The organism is Dyella humicola, from assembly GCF_026283945.1.
Taxonomy (GTDB): domain Bacteria; phylum Pseudomonadota; class Gammaproteobacteria; order Xanthomonadales; family Rhodanobacteraceae; genus Dyella; species Dyella humicola.
Window position 1 is genome coordinate 48,096 of sequence record NZ_JAPDPC010000002.1, and the last position, 18,444, is coordinate 66,539.

The 18,444-nt window shown below is 60.3% G+C and carries 17 protein-coding genes; 10 read left to right on the forward strand and 7 right to left on the reverse strand.

Annotation, left to right across the window (positions count from 1 at the left end; genetic code table 11):
* Positions 1-274 precede the first annotated feature (274 nt).
* Positions 275-730, reverse strand: coding sequence for a VOC family protein (locus tag OUZ30_RS14975; RefSeq protein ID WP_266183237.1), 456 nt, complete (start codon positions 728-730; stop codon positions 275-277).
* A gap of 555 nt (positions 731-1,285) precedes the next feature.
* Between OUZ30_RS14975 and OUZ30_RS14980 the strand changes: the two genes are divergently transcribed.
* From OUZ30_RS14980 to OUZ30_RS14990, 3 genes are all read left to right on the forward strand, one after another.
* Positions 1,286-1,867: a carbonic anhydrase gene (locus OUZ30_RS14980; protein ID WP_266183238.1), complete on the forward strand. Its 582-nt coding sequence runs from the start codon at positions 1,286-1,288 to the stop codon at positions 1,865-1,867.
* 421 nt (positions 1,868-2,288) lie between these two features.
* Positions 2,289-2,702: a VOC family protein gene (locus OUZ30_RS14985; RefSeq protein WP_266183239.1), complete on the forward strand. Its 414-nt coding sequence runs from the start codon at positions 2,289-2,291 to the stop codon at positions 2,700-2,702.
* Between the two features lie 155 nt (positions 2,703-2,857).
* Positions 2,858-3,328 (forward strand): RidA family protein, encoded by a 471-nt coding sequence (locus tag OUZ30_RS14990; protein WP_266183240.1) that lies wholly within the window; start codon positions 2,858-2,860, stop codon positions 3,326-3,328.
* 222 nt (positions 3,329-3,550) lie between these two features.
* Here OUZ30_RS14990 and OUZ30_RS14995 read toward each other — a convergent pair whose 3' ends face one another.
* Positions 3,551-4,183 carry a TetR/AcrR family transcriptional regulator gene (locus OUZ30_RS14995; protein WP_266183241.1) on the reverse strand — a complete coding sequence of 211 codons (633 nt, stop codon included), beginning with the start codon at positions 4,181-4,183 and terminating at the stop codon, positions 3,551-3,553.
* A 145-nt stretch (positions 4,184-4,328) separates the two neighbouring features.
* Here OUZ30_RS14995 and OUZ30_RS15000 point away from each other — a divergent pair, with 145 nt between their 5' ends.
* The 6 genes from OUZ30_RS15000 to OUZ30_RS15025 all read left to right on the forward strand — a co-directional run bounded on the left by OUZ30_RS15000 (position 4,329) and on the right by OUZ30_RS15025 (position 9,914).
* On the forward strand, positions 4,329-5,210 hold the full coding sequence (locus tag OUZ30_RS15000; RefSeq protein WP_266183242.1) for an alpha/beta fold hydrolase: 882 nt from the start codon (positions 4,329-4,331) through the stop codon (positions 5,208-5,210).
* Positions 5,207-6,019 carry an SDR family NAD(P)-dependent oxidoreductase gene (locus OUZ30_RS15005; RefSeq protein ID WP_266183243.1) on the forward strand — a complete coding sequence of 271 codons (813 nt, stop codon included), beginning with the start codon at positions 5,207-5,209 and terminating at the stop codon, positions 6,017-6,019. The genes OUZ30_RS15000 and OUZ30_RS15005 overlap by 4 nt, the downstream gene beginning before the upstream one ends.
* Before the next feature lie 52 nt (positions 6,020-6,071).
* Complete coding sequence (locus OUZ30_RS15010) at positions 6,072-6,446, forward strand: hypothetical protein (protein ID WP_266183244.1); 375 nt, start codon at positions 6,072-6,074, stop codon at positions 6,444-6,446.
* 450 nt (positions 6,447-6,896) lie between these two features.
* Positions 6,897-8,768 carry a PAS domain-containing sensor histidine kinase gene (locus tag OUZ30_RS15015; RefSeq protein ID WP_266183245.1) on the forward strand — a complete coding sequence of 624 codons (1,872 nt, stop codon included), beginning with the start codon at positions 6,897-6,899 and terminating at the stop codon, positions 8,766-8,768.
* Positions 8,769-8,865: 97 nt separating this feature from the next.
* Complete coding sequence (locus OUZ30_RS15020) at positions 8,866-9,234, forward strand: response regulator transcription factor (protein ID WP_266183246.1); 369 nt, start codon at positions 8,866-8,868, stop codon at positions 9,232-9,234.
* Positions 9,235-9,278: 44 nt separating this feature from the next.
* Positions 9,279-9,914 (forward strand): response regulator transcription factor, encoded by a 636-nt coding sequence (locus OUZ30_RS15025; protein ID WP_266183247.1) that lies wholly within the window; start codon positions 9,279-9,281, stop codon positions 9,912-9,914.
* A gap of 88 nt (positions 9,915-10,002) precedes the next feature.
* Here the strand turns inward: OUZ30_RS15025 and OUZ30_RS15030 are convergent, their stop codons facing one another.
* Positions 10,003-10,824 carry an alpha/beta fold hydrolase gene (locus OUZ30_RS15030; RefSeq protein WP_266183248.1) on the reverse strand — a complete coding sequence of 274 codons (822 nt, stop codon included), beginning with the start codon at positions 10,822-10,824 and terminating at the stop codon, positions 10,003-10,005.
* Between the two features lie 311 nt (positions 10,825-11,135).
* Here OUZ30_RS15030 and OUZ30_RS15035 point away from each other — a divergent pair, with 311 nt between their 5' ends.
* Positions 11,136-12,164: an alpha/beta hydrolase gene (locus OUZ30_RS15035; protein WP_266183249.1), complete on the forward strand. Its 1,029-nt coding sequence runs from the start codon at positions 11,136-11,138 to the stop codon at positions 12,162-12,164.
* Between the two features lie 135 nt (positions 12,165-12,299).
* On the opposite strand, the gene OUZ30_RS15040 is transcribed toward OUZ30_RS15035, so the two are convergent.
* The 4 genes from OUZ30_RS15040 to OUZ30_RS15055 are packed head-to-tail and all read right to left on the reverse strand — an operon-like array spanning position 12,300 to position 18,362.
* Complete coding sequence (locus tag OUZ30_RS15040) at positions 12,300-13,145, reverse strand: sulfotransferase family protein (RefSeq protein WP_266183250.1); 846 nt, start codon at positions 13,143-13,145, stop codon at positions 12,300-12,302.
* Positions 13,146-13,194: 49 nt separating this feature from the next.
* On the reverse strand, positions 13,195-14,202 hold the full coding sequence (locus tag OUZ30_RS15045; RefSeq protein ID WP_266183251.1) for a LacI family DNA-binding transcriptional regulator: 1,008 nt from the start codon (positions 14,200-14,202) through the stop codon (positions 13,195-13,197).
* 16 nt (positions 14,203-14,218) lie between these two features.
* Positions 14,219-16,930 carry a glycoside hydrolase family 2 protein gene (locus OUZ30_RS15050; RefSeq protein ID WP_266183252.1) on the reverse strand — a complete coding sequence of 904 codons (2,712 nt, stop codon included), beginning with the start codon at positions 16,928-16,930 and terminating at the stop codon, positions 14,219-14,221.
* A gap of 4 nt (positions 16,931-16,934) precedes the next feature.
* Positions 16,935-18,362, reverse strand: coding sequence for an APC family permease (locus tag OUZ30_RS15055; RefSeq protein ID WP_266183253.1), 1,428 nt, complete (start codon positions 18,360-18,362; stop codon positions 16,935-16,937).
* Positions 18,363-18,444: the final 82 nt, after the last annotated feature.

The window sequence follows — 18,444 nt, forward strand, 5'->3', positions numbered from 1 at the left end:
GCGGCGTCTCGTCGGACGCGGCCATTAGGCGCGCGGGGGAGTAGTGGCGGGCAGACACGGCAACCTCGCCGTCGCGGAATGTCATAGATACTTTACGGTCGGTGGGCGCGAATACCGGATGGCGCGAGCGGTTTCATCCAAGGCCGGCCATGCATATCCCCTGGAGCACGTGTATGTACACGAAGACACTCTATGCAGGTTGGAGCGACATGGACTTCGACTCCCAGTGGGGTCTCTTCGGCAATGCTCGACCGTACGCCATTCGGGCCGCGCACTACCCGTAAGTGAAGTCCGGCTTGCTCTGTCCGACCTCGATAATGTAACCGTCAGGATCGCGAATGTAGCAGCGCGTCTCGCCGTACTTATCCTTCGGCTCGGTGATGAACTCGGCTCCGCGACTTTTCCATAATTTGTAGCAGGCTTGAATATCCGCCACGCGAATATTCATAAAGCTGCTGATCCTATTCTGGTCAGCGAGCACGCTGAGCGTCACGGAAGGCTTGTCGGGGGTCGGTCCGCCACCGACGTTTACAAGCAGCCACGTATTGGCAATCTGAATGTAACCAGGCGCGCCCTTGCTGTCCCCTCTGCTTAGCGTGCGGCCGCCGAAGACCGTCTCGTAGAAGTGGGCAGATCGGTCGATGTCGGTAACCGTGAGAAAATGCGCGACGCTGATCCCTTCCCGAGGAGGCATCTCATAACTCTTCTGATCGATTTGTACGCTGTTCATTGGCCACTCCCATTTCGACAGATCGCTCATAAAGCTGGCTCGCGACACTCCCCGTTGTTGCGGTTGTCGCCTTCCCTAAAGAAGTCCACTAAGCGGGGCCGACGCAACTGCCGTTACCGCACCATCACCAATTAAAAAAAACGACGAGCGCCGCACTCAGGATGCGGGGCATTCCAACCTATCCCGTTATTCGCTAACGCGGAGCCACTTTCTAATGGGCTCTGCTGATCATGCCGATCATGTTTGGCATCGAAAGATAAGAACACTTGCGTGAGCAGGAAGATATTGCACGTTGGTATCGATCAGCCGACAGGTTGCATAGCATTATTAAAAAGAAATGCCGAGCGTCGCGCTCCCCTGGCTCAGGCCATCGCACACGCCATGTAGATCTCCGAGCTCATGTCAGCACTGATGCGTACCTGCGGGGACATGAAGCTTAGCGGGGGGTATCATACGAGCGCCTCAATCGGGCCCATTAGCTCAAAGCCTTTCCGAGATCAGCAATTCGCCGAGCTGGTGGTTCTGCGTGCAGTCAAACGCTTGTGGAGAAGGAAAATGGGAAAGTTCAGCGATTACGAATACAGGAAACTACCCGGGTTCGACATGAACACCTTCGAGGGCGCGAATCAGGCGATCCCGATGAAGACCCTTGTGATCTACTGCTTTGACCCTCGGGCGTCCGAAATTCCACGGGCTGTCGCCGAGTATCTTGGGGGCGAGGTCTATCCGGGTGAAAACATTCTCGACGAATCCGGCAATCGGGTTGGCCATACCCGGACGCTATTTACCGAGACTAATGCGGGCGGACGCGCCGCCTTCGCTCTGGAGTCCGTGGCGGCCATGGACTACATATTCCGCATTCAGAATGTCGTCGTGGTTCACCACTCGTTCTGCGGCACGACGACGCTGACGCCCGATCTGCTCATCAAGGCGTTTCATGAGCGTCATCACGCCGATATCGCGACGATGTTTGATCACGACAGCTTGGCCATCATGGATTTCGAGACGTCGATCAAGCATGACGTCGCGTTACTTCGTTCGAGCCCGGCGGTGCCCAAGCACGTCAAGATCTACGGCTTCTTCTACGAAATCAGTTCCGACAAGTTGACCGAGGTGGTGCGTGACATTCCTGCGTAGATCGCAGCGCAAACGCGTGAGTGCAATGGTATGACGATTCATTGACTTCGTTTCGATCGGCAGCAGCTTGCTGCGCGCCCCAATCACGAAATCTATGTCCTCACCAATAGACATGCTCCAATAACCAAGCTCTGCGCGTTCGGAGCAGGCGTCGCGTCACGCAGGCATGTCGTTCCGCACAGGTATTGCCATGTGCGCAGCGTTTGGTTTCCCCGCGTCGGTTGAAAGCACTATGAATTCCGATCGATTATGCGATTTTGCAAAGTTGATCATCAAGCTCCGCTTCCGATCCAGCGTGAGAACGGCGGCCCGAGTCTCGTCAGATTCTCCATTTTGTTGCCGTTGTCGAATTTCCTGGGCCTCGTTCGTCAGTAGGATGCAGCGGCAATCCCGCCGCGGCTGACATCCAAAGGTAGAAATAATGAGCAAGCAGATCTTCGTTAACCTGCCCGTCACGGACCTGACACGATCAAAGGCGTTCTACGAAGCCATTGGCACGGTCAACAATCCTGCATTCAGTGACGATACCGCGGCGTGCATGGTGTTCTCCGATGCGATCTACGTGATGCTTCTCACGCACGACAAGTGGCGCCAGTTCACGAGCAAGCGGATCGTCGATGCGCACGTGGACGCACAGGTCTTGTTGTGTCTGTCTGCGGGCAGTCGCGAAGAAGTGTCCAACCTGATCGACAAGGCGAGCGGCGCCGGTGGTAAGGCGGATCCCACGCCCGTGCAGGACTTCGGCTTCATGTATGGCCGCAGCTTCGAGGATCCAGACGGTCACATCTGGGAAGTGATGTGGATGGATGCAAACGCCATCCCGCCACACGGTTGAGTATTCCTTCAACTGGCAACAGGCTTGCGTCCGGTGGCGTGGGCCGTGAATGTCCGACCCATGGCGGACATCTACTTACGGTGGATGTTCGCCATATGGCACTCTCAAGGGGTAGCGTGCTCGATGTCTTTCCCCTTCACTTGGAGACCGTTCCCATGACCCGTCCCGTCGTTCGAATGCTAGCCGTTGCCACCGTAGCCTTGGCGAGTGCGTTTGGCGCGCACGCCGCGCCTGCACAAGAAGGCATCACTCACTACACCACGGGCGAGAGCAAGTATCCCTTCACGCCGGCCGTGCGTGCTGGGAACACGGTCTTTCTCTCCGGGCAAATCGGTGCCGATGCCTCGGGCCTTGGCAAAGACTTCGAAACGCAGGCGCGCCTTGCCATGGACAACATCATGTCTGCGGCCAAGCTCGCGGGGATGGGGCCGGAGAACATTGCCAAATGCACGGTCATGCTGGCCGACATGAAGAACTGGGACGCCTTCAACAAGATCTACCGCGCCTACTTCAAGGACGGTCAGTTCCCGGCGCGCAGCGCCTTTGGCGTGACGGGCTTGGCTCTAGGGGCCGCACTCGAAGTGGAGTGCATCGGCTACGTCACGACGCCAGCAACCTCTCACTGATCCACGACAGGGGCTCGCCTGGTCGTTCCAGGAAGCACGTTCCCAGGGCGACCGCGTCAGGAGCTACAAGAAAGGTCCGCTCTCGAATGTGGATTCAACCTGTCGATGCACCACGCCTGCTGCTTGCGCAACTGTCAGTGTGTTGCATCGACCAGTTGAAGCCGTCACCCAAAGCGGACATGAAATACGTTGAACATGCCGGCGGCCGCGCCGCTGCCGCGCTCAGGACTGCGGAGGAGTTGCGCCAATTCCGCGCAAAATGCGCTGCACAACCTCGGCGCCTACGTGCTCGACTTCACCCTGTGCCGGAGCTACGTTGCCTACCCGTAGCGCCGCCGCTCCGTGGACGGTGCTCCAGGTGAACAACAAATCTCCTGGCGATGGTGGAAGTGCCATCACGCCGGTTTCGTGCAGCCCTTGTAATGCCGCCGGCAGATAGGAGTAGCTGGTCGGTTTGCCCGTTTGCAAAGCGTTAGCGCGGGTCTGCACTGCAAATGTGCCGAAGATCAGGCGCCACATGGCCGGCTGCTCGTCGGCAAAGCGCAGATACGCCACGCCCAGGCGGTGCAGGCGTGCGATCGCCTCCTGGGCATCTGCCGCCGGCGCGTGAAGATCGAATGCGTCAGCAAAGCGCTGCTGGAGCTGAGCGATGCCGATGGCGGCCAGCTCCGCCAGTAAAGCCTCGCGGCTGGCAAAGTGCCGGTACACCGCAGCGGCACTGACCCCCAGTCCGGAGGCTAGCTCTCGTAGAGAGATGTGCTCGATGTCTGCTGCACTCGCCGCAGCCTCAAGCAGGGCTCGTCGCAGGTCTCCGTGGTGATACCGCCCGCCGGCAGAGTCGGGGGGCTTATTCATAGATGCATGTTAACGCTGTTGACATTGGTGGTTTTGCGCCCTAAGTTAACGGTCATAACATTGATCCGGTTGTCCGAGCGGCCCTCCGACTTCGCGGCACGTCCTGACCCAATGACCTCATCCTCATCCAAAGATGGCCGCCCCCATGACGCCTCCCGAACCCAATTCAGTCAAGGTCTGGTCGATTCCGACCAGCCTCAGTCAGTTAGCGGTCTACGATACCGGCATACCCCGCCGCGCGGTCGCTACATCGGAGGTCCTGGTCCTTTGGCCCTCGGTTCTGGCTGACCACCGCATCTACGATGCGCAGGTGGCCGCCCTGCGGGAACGTCACCGACTGATCCTCATAGATGGCCCCGGTCACGGCGCGAGCGGCGCATCCGTTGGGAGCTTCAGCATGGCGCAATGCGCGGATGCGGTCGCGCAGGTGCTGGACGCTCTTGAGATCGTCAAGCCTGTGGTTTGCATTGGCACGTCGTGGGGCGGTCTCGTTGCGGGTGAGTTCGCGTTAGGCCACCCAGAGCGCACGCGCGCTGTCGTCATGTTGAACACTCCGGTCTTTAAGACCCGTGCACGTTGGCGCGACAGCTTCGTTAGTTGGGGCGCACGCTGGCTGAAATTTACCAACACATACGTACAGGGCGTGGCCGACGCCTACTTTATGCCCGAGACGCGGAAGCGCCAATCCGCATACATGGACGCATTCCGCAATCATATCCGAGGGGCCCGCGGTGCGGCGCTGTCGCGGGCCGTTCGCTCGGTACTGCTGGAAAGAGATGACCTGGCCTCACGTCTGAAGAGCATCGCCGCACCAACTCTGTTCGTCGCCGGATCGCACGACTCCATGTACCCGGTGGACGATTTGCGCCACGCCGCCGCACAGTTGTCGCGCGGCCGCTTCGTCGAGCTGCCAACGGCCCATCTCTCGGTAGTCGACGCGCCCGTTGAAACCACACGAGCCATCGATTCGTTCTTGGACGAACTGAAATTCGCGAGCCCTTTTGAGCTCCACGGAGCTAAAGCTTGAAGGATGAATCGCGGGTAATACTTGTCACCGGCGGCACGCGAGGCATCGGCGCGGCGATCGCCGCCCAGCTCCGTGGAATGGCCCACCGCGTTTACGTGACTCAGCGCGCCCAACTTGAGGGCGGGCGCCAAGACGGCCTCCAGGTGCTGAGCCTCGATATTACTAGCGCAGCGTCTGTCGAAGCATGTGTGCAAGAAATGCTGCGGCGCGAGGGTCACATCGACGTACTGATCAACAATGCCGGTTACGACTTGTTCGGCGCCGTGCTCGAGACCTCGTGGCACGAACTCATGGACCAGCTGGACACGAACTTTCTTGGCGCGGCGCGCATGGTACAAGCCGTCTTGCCGAGCATGCTCGAGCGCCGCTCGGGTCGTATCATCAACATCAGTTCGATCGGGGGCGAGGTTGGCTTGCCGATGAACGCAGCCTACTCAGCCAGCAAGTTCGCCCTCGAGGGCTACACAGAATCGCTGCGGCAGGAGCTGATGCCACTCGGCCTCTATGCTTGCACCGTTAGCCCGAGCCCGGTGGCCACCGGTTCTCTCGAGCAGTCGATCCGGGAAGTCAGTGCGGCCGACAACCCGTTCGCTCAGAGGCGAGCCGAGCTAGTCAGGCGCATGCGTAGCGACGGCCTTACGAGCCGCACGCGGCCAGAGCACGTCGCGGCCGCTGTCGTACAGGCCGTACATGCACGAGTGCCGGCGCCGCGCTATAGGGTCGGTGCGCTCGCCCGCTGGATCCCTCGCCTGAAGGGTTGGCTGCCAGACGCGCTGTTCGAGCGATTCATGCGCCGTACGTTCCCCTGATTCCGCAAGCCCGTTCGCACCTACCCCTCGGCCCGACCGTTGGAGAATCACCGTGATCGTCGACCACATTTTCACCATTCTATGGGTCAGCGGCGCTTTTACTTTGCTGCCGATCATTATCTTCCTGCTTCCAGCGCGTGGGCCAAGACTCCTGTTCGGAGTCGAAGCGCCCGATGGTGCCGGGGGCCTGCTCGCGCGACATTGGGGCTTATTGGCGCCGAGCCTAGGGGCGCTTTTGATCTACGCCGCGTGGCACCCGGAACTCCGCATTCCAGTGATGTTGGCTGCCGGCGTCGAAAAGGCCGGGTTGGTCGGCTTGATCGTGGCGAATTGGAAAAAACCATACACGGCACGTATGCGCCCCATCGCGATCTTCGACGTGGTCGTCGTGCTGGTCTACGCAATCTATCTATTTCACGAACTCTGATCGGCGACCAAGCCCTATCGGCTCAATGGGAAATGAACACTGGAGGATTGAACAGCCCCGCGAGAGCAGCTGACCGGTAGCCGCAAACGCACGGTGACATCTGGAGATCCCACGTCAGTACCTCAGGACCCAAGCTGTGATCTCGGTCTCCTCGATGCAGGCGACGATCTCGAACATGCCACCACAGCGAACGCAGGTCACGATTCCTGGCCTGAAGGCGCGCCTCCGCCGCGACACTTCGACGAACTCACATGGCTGCGGGACCAGGTTGGTCCTCAGTGCACCCTCGACAGGGGGATACGTCCCACCGCTTGCGGATACGGCCAGGCACGCGATATGACCCGAGGCAGACAGCATTCGAACAGAGACGGAAGGGATGGCGGTCCAGCATCTACCGCCCATCTGTTCATTTACTATGCTATCGCCGGTCAGCTTTCTCGAGAACCTCGTATGAAAAGCCAGCTACGGGTCATTGGCGCCCTTGCCCTGTCACTTGCCGTTTTCATAGTTGACGCGTTCACGACCGTAAATGGTGCTATCGCTGTCGTCTACATCGCGGCAATTCTCCTGATCGCCCCGATGGGCATTCGCGCCATTATTACGGCCGCCATCGCCGCCATCGCATTCACGCTGCTGGCGTTCGTCCTTCAACACGGACAGCAGTTCAACAGTGGCGCGCTGCTTCGCCTTTTCGTTTGCATCGTCGCTATCTCCCTGACGACGGTCCTGATCCTGCGGGATCGAGCGACTCGCACGTCGCTGGTAGAGCAGGCCAGAATTCTTGAGCTGTCACACGACACCGTCATCATCAGGGACAAGGACGACGTCATCGTCTATTGGAACGACGGCGCCGAGAAGCTGTACGGATGGATGCGAAGCGAGGCCGTCGGCAAGCATTGTGAGAGTCTGCTCAAGTGCCAGTTCTCCTCGGAAGAAGTACAGGCCGCTTTTGATCTGGAAGGTCACTGGACGGGCGAATTGATTCGTACCCGCCGCGATGGTGCTTCGCTTACCCTCGCGAGCCGTTGGCTCCAGCGCAAGGATGCGGCGGGACACCCTGTCGGAGTCATTGAGTCGAGTGCAGATGTCACAGCGCAGCTACAGCATGACGCGGCGCGACGCGCGTCGGAACAACGATATCGGACCATATTCGAAACGGCCGGCTTTGCTACCTGGGAGTCCAATTGGTTGGACTCCAAGCGCGTGCTCGACCAATACACGGGCGATGTAAGTCAGTTCGAAGACTGGCTATTGGCGAATCCCAAGATCACCCAGGCCGCCATCCAGGGAGCCATTATCCGCAACGCGAATCCAGCTGCTGTACGGCTATTCCATGCAGAAAGCAGCGAAACGCTCTCAGGTACAAACCTGTGCGGTCGATATCTACCGGAGAGCTTCCCCGCGATCGCACAGCTCCTTGCAACGCTCCATAGAGGCGAGAGGGGGGCGGAGAACGAGGTCCGCTTGAGAACGTTGGAGGGGGAAGTTGTCGACGTGGTCCTTCGCGTCAATATCCTTCCGGACTCCCATGACTGGTCACATGTATTGGTCATGGCTTTCGATGTGACCGAACGAAACGTATCGCGTGCGCGGATAGAACAGACGTCGGCCGAGCTGGCTCATGCTGCCCGCGTGTCGCTTCTAGGGCAACTCTCCGCATCCATCACTCACGAAGTGAATCAACCACTCACGGCGATTCTCAACTACGCCCGCTCGGGCGAACGTTGGCTATCGAGGGAAGAGCCCGATTTGATAGAGGTTTCGTCGAGTCTTCAGCGCATTGTTACCAATGGGAACCGGGCGGCTGAGGTCATTAAGCGGGTCAAGACGCTGGCCAAGAAGGCCGTGACTCCCGCGGCAAGCTTCAGTCTGCCTGAGATCGTCGATGACGCTCTGGAGCTCGTACGCTATGAGGCGAAGATACAGGGAGTCAAACTCAAGCAATCAGCGGATGGCGCTCTCCCGCTTGCCTTCGGTGACAGAGTCCAGGTGCAACAAGTTCTCGTGAACCTTATCGTTAACGGCCTCCAGGCCATGCGCGACGTGACCGATCGGAAGAAGGAGTTGCGGATCTGCGTTGGAGTTGAACCTGAGGGGATGCTTCGCGTCGAAGTTCGAGACGCTGGAATGGGTTTTGCGCAGGAAGCCATTGGGAAGGTCTTTGATCCGTTCTTCACGACCAAGGCTGAAGGCATGGGCATGGGCCTTTCCATATGTCGCACTATTGTTGAAGCGCAAGGAGGACACATCCTGGTGAGCAATAATGAGGGACCAGGTGCGACTGTCACGTTCACCGTCCCCGTGACCCCTGCAAGCACATAAGTTACGGTGCAACACCTATACATTTGGATGGTGGAGAACGGAATCCAAAGCGTGGAGAATGACACCAAAAGTCCCTACACAGGGCAGGGAGTCGTTCTTGAGTCAGATTCATACCATCGGCGTTGTTGATGATGACGAGGAAGTGAGAGATAGCATCGCCGCTGTCTTTCGTTCCGAGGGCATGAGCGTGTGTGCCTTCCCGAATGCTGAGTCGCTTCTGACTTCCCCCCTGATCGATACGCTGGATTGCCTCGTCACGGATTTACACATGCCCGGAATTGACGGGTTTGGCCTGAGACGCGAACTGATCGACCAGGGAAAACAGTTGCCGGTAGTCATGATGACGGCATTCGCGACCCCCGAGGCTCGAGACATCGCAGATAGCCTTGGTATCGAAGAGTTCCTTGAGAAGCCCGCCGATCCGGACGTGCTCCTGAAAGTCGTCAGGTCGCTTCTCGCCAACTAGCAACGCGTTCATTCAGCGGCCACCCAAACTGGTTGAGGCGCACCTTGGAAACTGGACTGATTTGCGTATTGGATGATGACGAAGAGGTCAGGTCATCATTGGAAAGCCTGTTGCGTGCTGAGGGATACGGCGTCCAGGGCTTTGCGACCCCCGAGGAATTCCTGGCGTGCGATGCGGCTGACACGGCCGTATGTCTGGTACTCGATGTTCAGCTTGGCAGCGTCAGTGGGCTGGATTTCCAGCAGGAGCTGGTCGAGAGTGAAACGCCAATTCCCGTCATCTTGATTAGTGGTCACGGGGATATTCCGATGACGGTTCGCGCCATGCGGGCCGGCGCGGTCACTTTTTTATCCAAGCCGTTCGACGAACATGAACTGCTCGCGGCGGTGCGAGAGGCAACCATTCGGGACCAGGAACGAAGAGCGGAGCTCGATGCTTTTGCCTCTGTTCGCGCGAAGTTCGATAGCCTGTCTGCAAGAGAGCGCGAGGTTTTTGGCCTCGTAACGTCAGGTCTTCTCAATAAGCAGATCGCAGGCCGCCTCCATCTCAGCGAGATCACTGTGAAGATTCACCGGGGAAACCTGATGCGAAAGATGCAGGCCGAATCGTTAGCGAACCTGGTGAGGATGGCGGAGGCGCTTGGCATTCGCGAGGCGGTCTCCCGCTATAAGCACGACTGAAATAGGCGAGGAACGCTCTCGACCACCCACGAAATACCGAAGAATCCTTTGGCCCAGCGACATGACCGTCGGTGGGCCAGTTTGTGGGCTATTCCTGAATGAACGCGAGCAGATCGCGATTGAGCTCATCGTCGCGAGTGATCGGCAGGCCATGCGGGGCGCCGGCGTAGACCTTCAACCTTGCGTTGGGCACTAGCTCGGCGGAGCGCCTGCCGGCGGCGTCGATGGGCACAATTTGATCGTCGTCACCGTGGATCACCAGTGTCGGTACCTGGATGCGCTTCAGATCATCTGTGTAATCGACTTCCGAGAACTCTCGAATGCAGTCGAACTGTCCCTTGATGCTGCCCATCATGCCCTGCAGCCAGAATGACTGGCGGACGCCTTCGGAAACCTCGACATGGGGTCGGTTGTACCCAAAAAAGGGCAGTGTGAGATCGAGGTAGAACTGGGAGCGATTCTTGAGCACGGACTGGCGAATACCGTCAAAGATCTCCAGCGACGTGCCTTTGGGGTTGCTGGCGGACTTCACCATGATCGGTGGAACCGCGCTCACGAGCACGGCCTTGGCGACTCGGTGGGCGCCTTGGTTCGCCACGTAGCGCGCCACTTCACCACCACCTGTCGAATGGCCGACAAGCACTGCGTCGCGCACATCCAGATGATCGAGTAGCTCCGCCAAATCGGCGACGTATTGGTCCATGTTGTTGCCATGCCAGGTCTGATCCGAGCGTCCGTGGCCCCGGCGATCGTGCGCAATCACCCGATAGCCATGGGTTGCCAGGAACTGCATTTGCGAATCCCACGCGTCGGAAGAAAGTGGCCATCCATGGGAAAAAACAACAACCGGCCCCGCGCCCCAATCCTTGTAAAAGATCTTGGTGCCGTCGGATGTCTTGAAGGTGCTCATGATGATGCCTCGTGTGGTGGTAGTGACCACGATGGTTAGGCATCGAATATGAAAAGCAAAGGTGGCAAAGGCTCATACATAAGTATGAGAACACGCGCCGCTTGCTCCTTTGGTGCCAAAAAACGGGCCTTGAAACAGCGATTTAAAGCGATGGCTGTGCGCAACGCACGATCGACTAATACCTTGGCATGAATGTCGTTCGCTCGATGGTGCTGCTTAGATGTGCTTGTCCTCGGCATCGACTGATGTCGCAGAAGACGAACCCAGCTCGGAGTTTCTCCGAGTCCAGTCACTCGCTCTCGGAGAACACCATGAAACGCATCAGCGGCCTTTTGGCCCTCATCATTGGAGCAACCGTCATGTCTCAGTCCGTTTCCGCCGAAGACTTCAAGAACAACACGCACCTGGATCCCACCGTCCGGTCGTTTCTCACCGAACTCAGCAAGAATCCCAGTCCGTTCTGGCAGCTTCCGCAGCCGAAGCCGCAGGAGATCCTGACGGCCCTGCAGGACCAGACGCCGGTCGATATGTCTGGCGTGACGACGACGGAACGGACCATCACGCAGAACGGCCAGTCCGTGAAGATCTACATCATGAAGCCGGATCATGCCGCAACCAACCCCGGTGTCCTGTTCTTCATCCATGGCGGCGTGTGGATCGTCGGCAACTTCGACAACCACAAGCGTCTGCTGCGCGATCTCGTCGTCAAATCTGGCCAGGTCGGCGTTTTCGTCGAGTACACCCCGCTGCCACAGGCGAAGTTTCCGACCCAGTTGGACGAGGCCTATGCCGCTCTGGTATGGGTGGCAGCTCATGGCAAGGAGATCGGCGCGGACGGCAGCCGCATCGCAGTGGCGGGCAACTCGGTCGGCGGCAACATGACCGCGGCCATTTCTCTGATGGCCAAGGATCGCAAGGGCCCGAAGATCGCCTATCAGGTGCTGCTGGTGCCTGCGACGGACGCCAGTGTCGATACCGAGTCCTACAAGAAGTTTGCTGATGGTTACTTCTTGTCGCGTGCTTTCATGGAGTACGGCTGGGACCTGTATGCGCCAGACGCGAAAACGCGCGATAACCCGTGTGTTTCGCCGTTGCGCGCAAGCAAGGAAGAGCTGACCGGTCTTCCGCCAGCACTAGTGATTACGGCGGAAAACGATCCGCTCCGTGACGAAGGCCAAGCCTACGCTCGCAAGCTGACAGATGCCGGCGTTCCGGTGGCGGCCGTTCAGTACAACGGCACGATCCACGATTTTGTTGCACTCAACGCGCTGCGCAAGGTCCCTACAACCGAGGCGGCGCTTGACCAGATCGCTGAAGGTATCCGTGAGCACCTGAACTGATCGGACGCGGAGCGACGAGCTTCGTCATACCATCCACGCCCTCTGCCGTCATTTGACGTCAGGGGGCGTGCCTTGTTCTGGGAAGTGCTCACTCTCGAGCGAAAGCAGACCTCGGAATGGCGACGATGACGCGCCCTAGACGATGGTTACCTGGTTGACGTTGTTCTTCGGATCCATCCAGAACGCCTCGTTCGCGAAGCGCCCGAAGATGTCGCGCGGCAGGACGGGCTGGCGTTCGTTCGGCTCAACCTTCGGTCGCACGGAATGCAGGCCGGGCATGCCGACGCGTGCGTCGAACTCGTCCGCGTTGTATTCGATGTGGTCGAAGTCGTGCTCGAACCACGGCTCGTCGAGGAATTGGTAGACCGCGCGTATGGCCCCGGCCGGATCACGCACCAGGCTTTCGTAAGTCAGCATCAGCAGGTGGTCTTGCGCGTCCTGGCCGTAAAAGGCTTCCTTGGTGGCCTGGTAGGCGAAACCCACCATGCCCCGTGGATCGGTCAAGGCCTCAATGCGCGAGTACACCGTGGTGTTGGTGTCGAAGCGGAACACCTTGCTGACGCTGACCGGTTGCTTGCGCACCAAGCGTTCCATGCTGTCCAGCACCCATGCCAACTGGCGTACGCAGGCAATGACCTTCACTCCGGGGAACAGCGCGTTGAGCAACTGCATGCGGCTGCACCACAGCCGACTCGTGTCGAACACCACGTCGGCGCCAGCCTGAACTGAGTAGAAGTTCTCGACCAGTCCGCGCAACAGTGCGACGCGCTGCTCGTCGGAGACGTCGAAGGAAAAATCGTTCTTGCTGCTCGCTTCCGCCATCACCACGCCCATGATGTCTGCCAGCGGGCTGGTCATGCCTGCGCGGAAGCGCGGATTCTGGTTGAGAATCGCGGCCAGCAGGGTGGTGCCGGCTCGCGGCAGCCCGGAAATGAAGTGGAACTTTCGCGGCGGGTTGCTGGCGTCTGGCGGGACAGGCATGCGGGTGTTCCTCTCGATCGGTGGCGTGTGCTGCAAGATGATGCCCGGTTCAGGGCGCGGGTGCCGTGGATGCACGCATGCGCATTTCGTAGGCGACTTCGACCATGCGGGCTTCTCCCTTGCCCGACACGCGAAGCAGCAGCTCCTCGGTGGCGCGCTTGCCCATTTCGCGCACGGGTTGGTGGACGGTGGTCAGCGGCGGCCACACTTGCGTCGCGATGGTGGTGTCGTCGAAGCCGCAAATGGAAACGTCGCCGGGAACCGACACACCGGCTTCCGCGGCTGCCCAGATCGCGCCGACCGCCATGTCATCGTCGGCCGCGAAGATGGCGGTGGGTCGCTGCTTCAGCGCAAGCAATCGGCGGGCCGCGGCCACGCCAGACTCGAAGGAAAACTGGCCCTGGACCATATACGCAGGGTTTTCTTTCAGCCCCGCGCGCTGCAAGCCGTCGCGGTAGCCAGCGAGGCGCCAGATGCCTGCACCGTGCTTGGGGTCGCCAATGATGTGGGCAATGCGACGGTGGCCCAGCGATGCCAGGTGCTCGACCATGGCCGCGGCGGCTTCGCGCTCGCGTAGCATCACGCCGATGCAGCCCTTGGGTTGGCGTGGGGCTATCGAGGCAAACGGCAGGTCGCTCGCGCGCAGGTAACTGAGCAGTTTCGGGTGGTCGGTGATGGGCGGCGTGAGTATCAGTCCATCCGGCTGGTGCCGCGAAAGGATGCTCTCGACACGCTCGACGAAGTCCGGCGCCGTCGAGACCAGCGGCTGCACCATCATGCTGTATTGGCGTGCCTCGCATGCTTCCAGCACACCGGCCTGGACTTCCATGATGTAGCTCGGCGACAAGTTGTCGTAGAGCAGGCCGATCATGAAGGAGCGGTTCGTCGCCAGGCTGCGCGCCGAGGTGAGCGGCCGGTAGTGCAGTTCCGCCACGGCCGCAAGCACGCGCTCGCGTACCGAGTCGCGCACGTTCGGCTCATTGTTCAACACTCTCGATACGGTCTTTTTCGATGTGTCCGAGGCACGGGCAACATCGTTGATGGTCACGCGTGACATGAAAGCCTTTGCGTCTTCAATGATCTGTCGCCTGCGTGGCGCCCGCGGCCACGCTTTGGACAGGAACGTTCCACCCGCTGACTTCGACGACAGGACTGGCCGTTCCCTGCGCTGCGTATCGCGCGGTCAGCACGATCGACTCATCGGGCCAGAGCGTGACGTCATTGTCATTCCACCGTATGGGCAGCGCAAGGTCGCCGTGTGCGCCACGCCTGATCGACACGTGCTGAAGCAGGGCCACGGCCTTGGACGATGCGGGCACCGACAGGGTCACCGTGGTGACGTCTTCATTTCCCTCGCGCCGCGTCGTCGCATGGACCTCGCTCGTCGCGGCCGGCAAGGACTGCAGCGCGGTCAGGTCCGCATACTTCGTCACGGGGGTGAGGTACCAGGTCGAATGCGGCCAATCGAGCACGTCCTGTCGGGTAGACAGCCAGTAGACGTTGCGGCTGACCGGCTTGCCGTCGGCCGCGGCGAGGTCGAGCTCGATGAAGTACACGGGGGACAGGTTGGCGATAGCCGGCAGTGTTGCCAAGGCTTGCGTGTGGTTCCCCGCGAGGTCGATGCCCTGCAGGTGCTTCTCGAAGCGCACGCTGCCATCCAGATTGCGCACGCGGATGCTGGCCTGCAGGCCATGGACATCGTCAAGCGCGTGGTTCACCAGCACGATGCCGTTGGAATCGTATGAGTACTGGATGTGCACCAGCTCGTTGGCTTTCTTGGCACCGAAATAGGCGCCGGCGGGATTCATGTAGTAGTCGTACAGATGCCAGTGCAACGAGGGCCATGCGTTGTTGAGCATCCAGTAGATGACGCCGGTCGCCGGCTTGGCAGCATCCATACGCGCGTTGAACGCCTCGAACTGCGCGCGCACATTGTCGTAGTTGTCGAGCTGGGCCTTGGCCACATAGTCGGCAAGGCTCGTCGGCGCGCCGTAGCGGTGGGCCAGCGCCTGGTCGAACGGCGTCAGCACGGCGAAGGTCGACCAGTCCGCGGAGGCGTGGTATTGCCGCGCCTCCGGATATTTCCACAGCGCTTCCTGCTCCTGCGGCGACAGCATGCGCTTGATATCTTCGAGTCGCGGGATATCGGCGCCCGCGCTGACTTCCGAATCGAAGCCAAACGCGCCGCCCAGCTTGTCGGCGTACCAATAGGCCGGTGGTATCCAGTCATACGGGCCAGCCATCTTCATGCCGGAAGGGCCGGTTTCGGCGGTTCCCTGGTCGGCAGCGGCCGAGATGATCGGCAACGACCAATCCTCGGCGCGCAGTGTATCGACGTACATCTTGGCGATCGGCGGCGGGGGCGCATTGTCACTGCCGATGTAGAAGCCGATCACCGATGGATGGTTGCGAAGCAGACGTGCTTCGCTGGCCATGGAATCTTCTGCCACTTTCAGGTCGGCGGCATCCCAAGGGCTGCCGCCCGTCTTGGCGGCCGACTCCCACTTGTCGCAGCACTCCCAGCCGGCCAGTACCAGAATACCGTTGCGATCGGCGAGGTCGTAGAAATGCTGATTCTCCAGCTTTCCTTCGCTGCGGATGGTGTTGAGGCCGAGGTTGAGGACATAGCTGAACTCCGCCTCCATGCGCGCCGGGTCATCGCGCAGGAACATGTCCGGTGCCCAGCCGCCGCCGCGGATCAGCAGCGGTTTGCCGTTGATGAAGAACTGGCGATAGCCCTGCTTGGTCAGGCTGGAAGTGACGCTGCGTATGCCAAACGTCGTCGCGGCCCGGTCCGATGTCGTGCCATCGACCGTCGCGGTCATCTCGAGTTGGTACAGCGGATGATCGCCCATGCCGACGGGCCACCAGATTTTCGGGTGATCCAGCGCGAGCCCCGGGGTGGTGTCGGGTGAGAACGAAACGAGTTGCGTTTGTCCGGGCGCGAGATGGACGGTCTGTTGCAAAGAGACGCCAGCTACGGTGCCGCTGATCGTCGCATCGTGCGCCACCGTATCGAGATTCCTCGCGGTCACATTCACGGTCAGCGCGGCGTGCGAGAGATCGGGCAGCGACAGCGTCGAAAGCACTCGTGGAAAGCTCAGCGCGACGGGTCCGGTCTGCACGATGTCGACACCGCGCCATGGGCCCATGTTGTTGTCCGGCGGCGTGGGATTCCAGTCCACCCAGCCAATCGACAGGCTCGTTCTTGGATCGGCCGGATGTACTTGCATGGCGAGGGCGTTGGCGCCCGCGCGTACCCAGCGCGTCACGTCGAGCTCGTGCACGGGATAGGCGCCGGCGACCTCGGTGTGGTCGGCAACCTGATGCCCGTTCACCCATACGTCGGCGCTCGCGATCATGCCGTTGGTGCGCAGCAGCGTATGCCTTTCCGCCAGGTTCTTCGGCAGGGTGAACTCAGCGCGGTACCACCAGGGCGTCACGAAGAGGTTACCGCTGGAATCGGGCACCTGCACCGCACGCAGGTTGTCGCTGTAGAACACGTCGTTCTTGTAGGTGCCGTTTTCCAACAGCCCGGCCATGACGGTGGCCCGACCACTCACCGGGTACCAGCCTTCGGTGGAGAAGCCGGTGGCGGAAATGTCGGCGCCACCTTGCTGCGCCTTCGCACTGTCCTGGATTTGCCAGTGCTTGATGGCCGTGACGGAACCGGCGTCGGCGGCTACTTGAGTGGGGCTGTACGTCGTTCGGGCGTGAGCGGCCGGCGCGGCGGACACCGCCATCGCGACCATCATCCAAAGCACGTGCCTGGCTGGAGTTTGCATGGCGTCACTGCTTCCCAAGATAGGTTTCGCGTATTTCAACCGGCGCGAACGGCCAGGATTGGTTGAGCCTGGCCCAGATCGCAAACACCACGAGGCCCGCGATGATCCATAGGCCGGACAGGATCAGCGACAACGTCGAGGCGGACACGTACACATAGACCCACCCCAACAGGGCGATCACGCATGGCACCGGGTAAAGCCATTGCTTGTAGGGGCGCTCAAGATCCGGCTGGCGCTTGCGCAGCACCATCAAGGCGGCGATCTGCGCCAGCGACTGCACGATGATGGTCGCGGCCAACAGCATGTTGATGACTTCGGTGAGGTCAAAGAACGTGCCGATGGCCGTCACCACGCCCATCGTGAGCAGTGCCACGTGCGGGAAGCCGTGCTTGGCGTGCAGGTGCCCGAATACGGATAGGAACACCTTGTCCTGCGCGGCCTGGAAGGGCACGCGCGAGCCACCCAGCAGGCCAGTGAACACCGAAGCGAAAGCGGTCACGATGATGAGCACGGTCATGACGGCGGCAGCCAGATGCCCCCAACTGCGTTCGACCACCATCGAAGCCACCGACTTGGACTGGGCGATTTCCTGCCACGGCGCCACACCCAGCACGCTGATGTTGAGCAGGAGGTAGATAAACATCATCGCGATCACCGAGATGATGATCGATCTTGGCATCGTCCGGCCGGGATCGCGCAGCTCGTCGCCGATATAGGCGGTGGTGTTGTAACCGAGATAGTCGTAAATGCCGATGATCAGGCCTGCGCCAAGTCCGACCAGGAAGTGGCTGCCGAACGTGTCGGCCGGGTAGGCAAAGGCAAAGCCCGCGTTGAAATGTGAGAAACCTGCCGCGGTCACGCCGACGACGGAGACCAGCATGATGACCCACAACGCGATAGTGATCGCACGAACCGATTCGATGCGACGGTACAGAAGCCAGGTGACGAGGACGGTAGCCGCCACGCCGATGAGATGCACCGGCCACCAGCCCAGGTTGGGGAAGAAAAAGCCCAGATACTCCACCATGCCGATGATGCCCGTGGACATCAGCAAGGGAATCGCCAGCAGCATGGTCCAGATGAACAGGAACGGCATCAGCTTGCCGCTGCGGTACTGGAACGCTTCGCGCAGATAGACGTAGGTTCCCCCGGAGCCCGGCATGGCCGCCCCGAGCTCGGCCCAGACCAGGCCGTCGGCCATGGCGAGGATGGCGCCTACGATCCAGCCAATGATGGCCTGCGGGCCGCCCATCGCTGCGACCATGATGGGGATGGTGATGAACGGCCCGATGCCGCACATCTGGGTCATATTGATCGCGGTTCCCGAGAACACGCCGATGGACCGATGGAAGGCGTTGTCGCGAACGGGCTGACGCGCGCTGGAGTCCTGCATGCTTGCCTTGTCGTGGTGGGTTGCGAGCGGAGTATCCATGGAGCTATCCCAAAGAACGATCTGGTGGTTCCCGACTCAGCCCGTCTCGCCGTGACCCCGTTCCCGCGAGGGCAGGAACGGG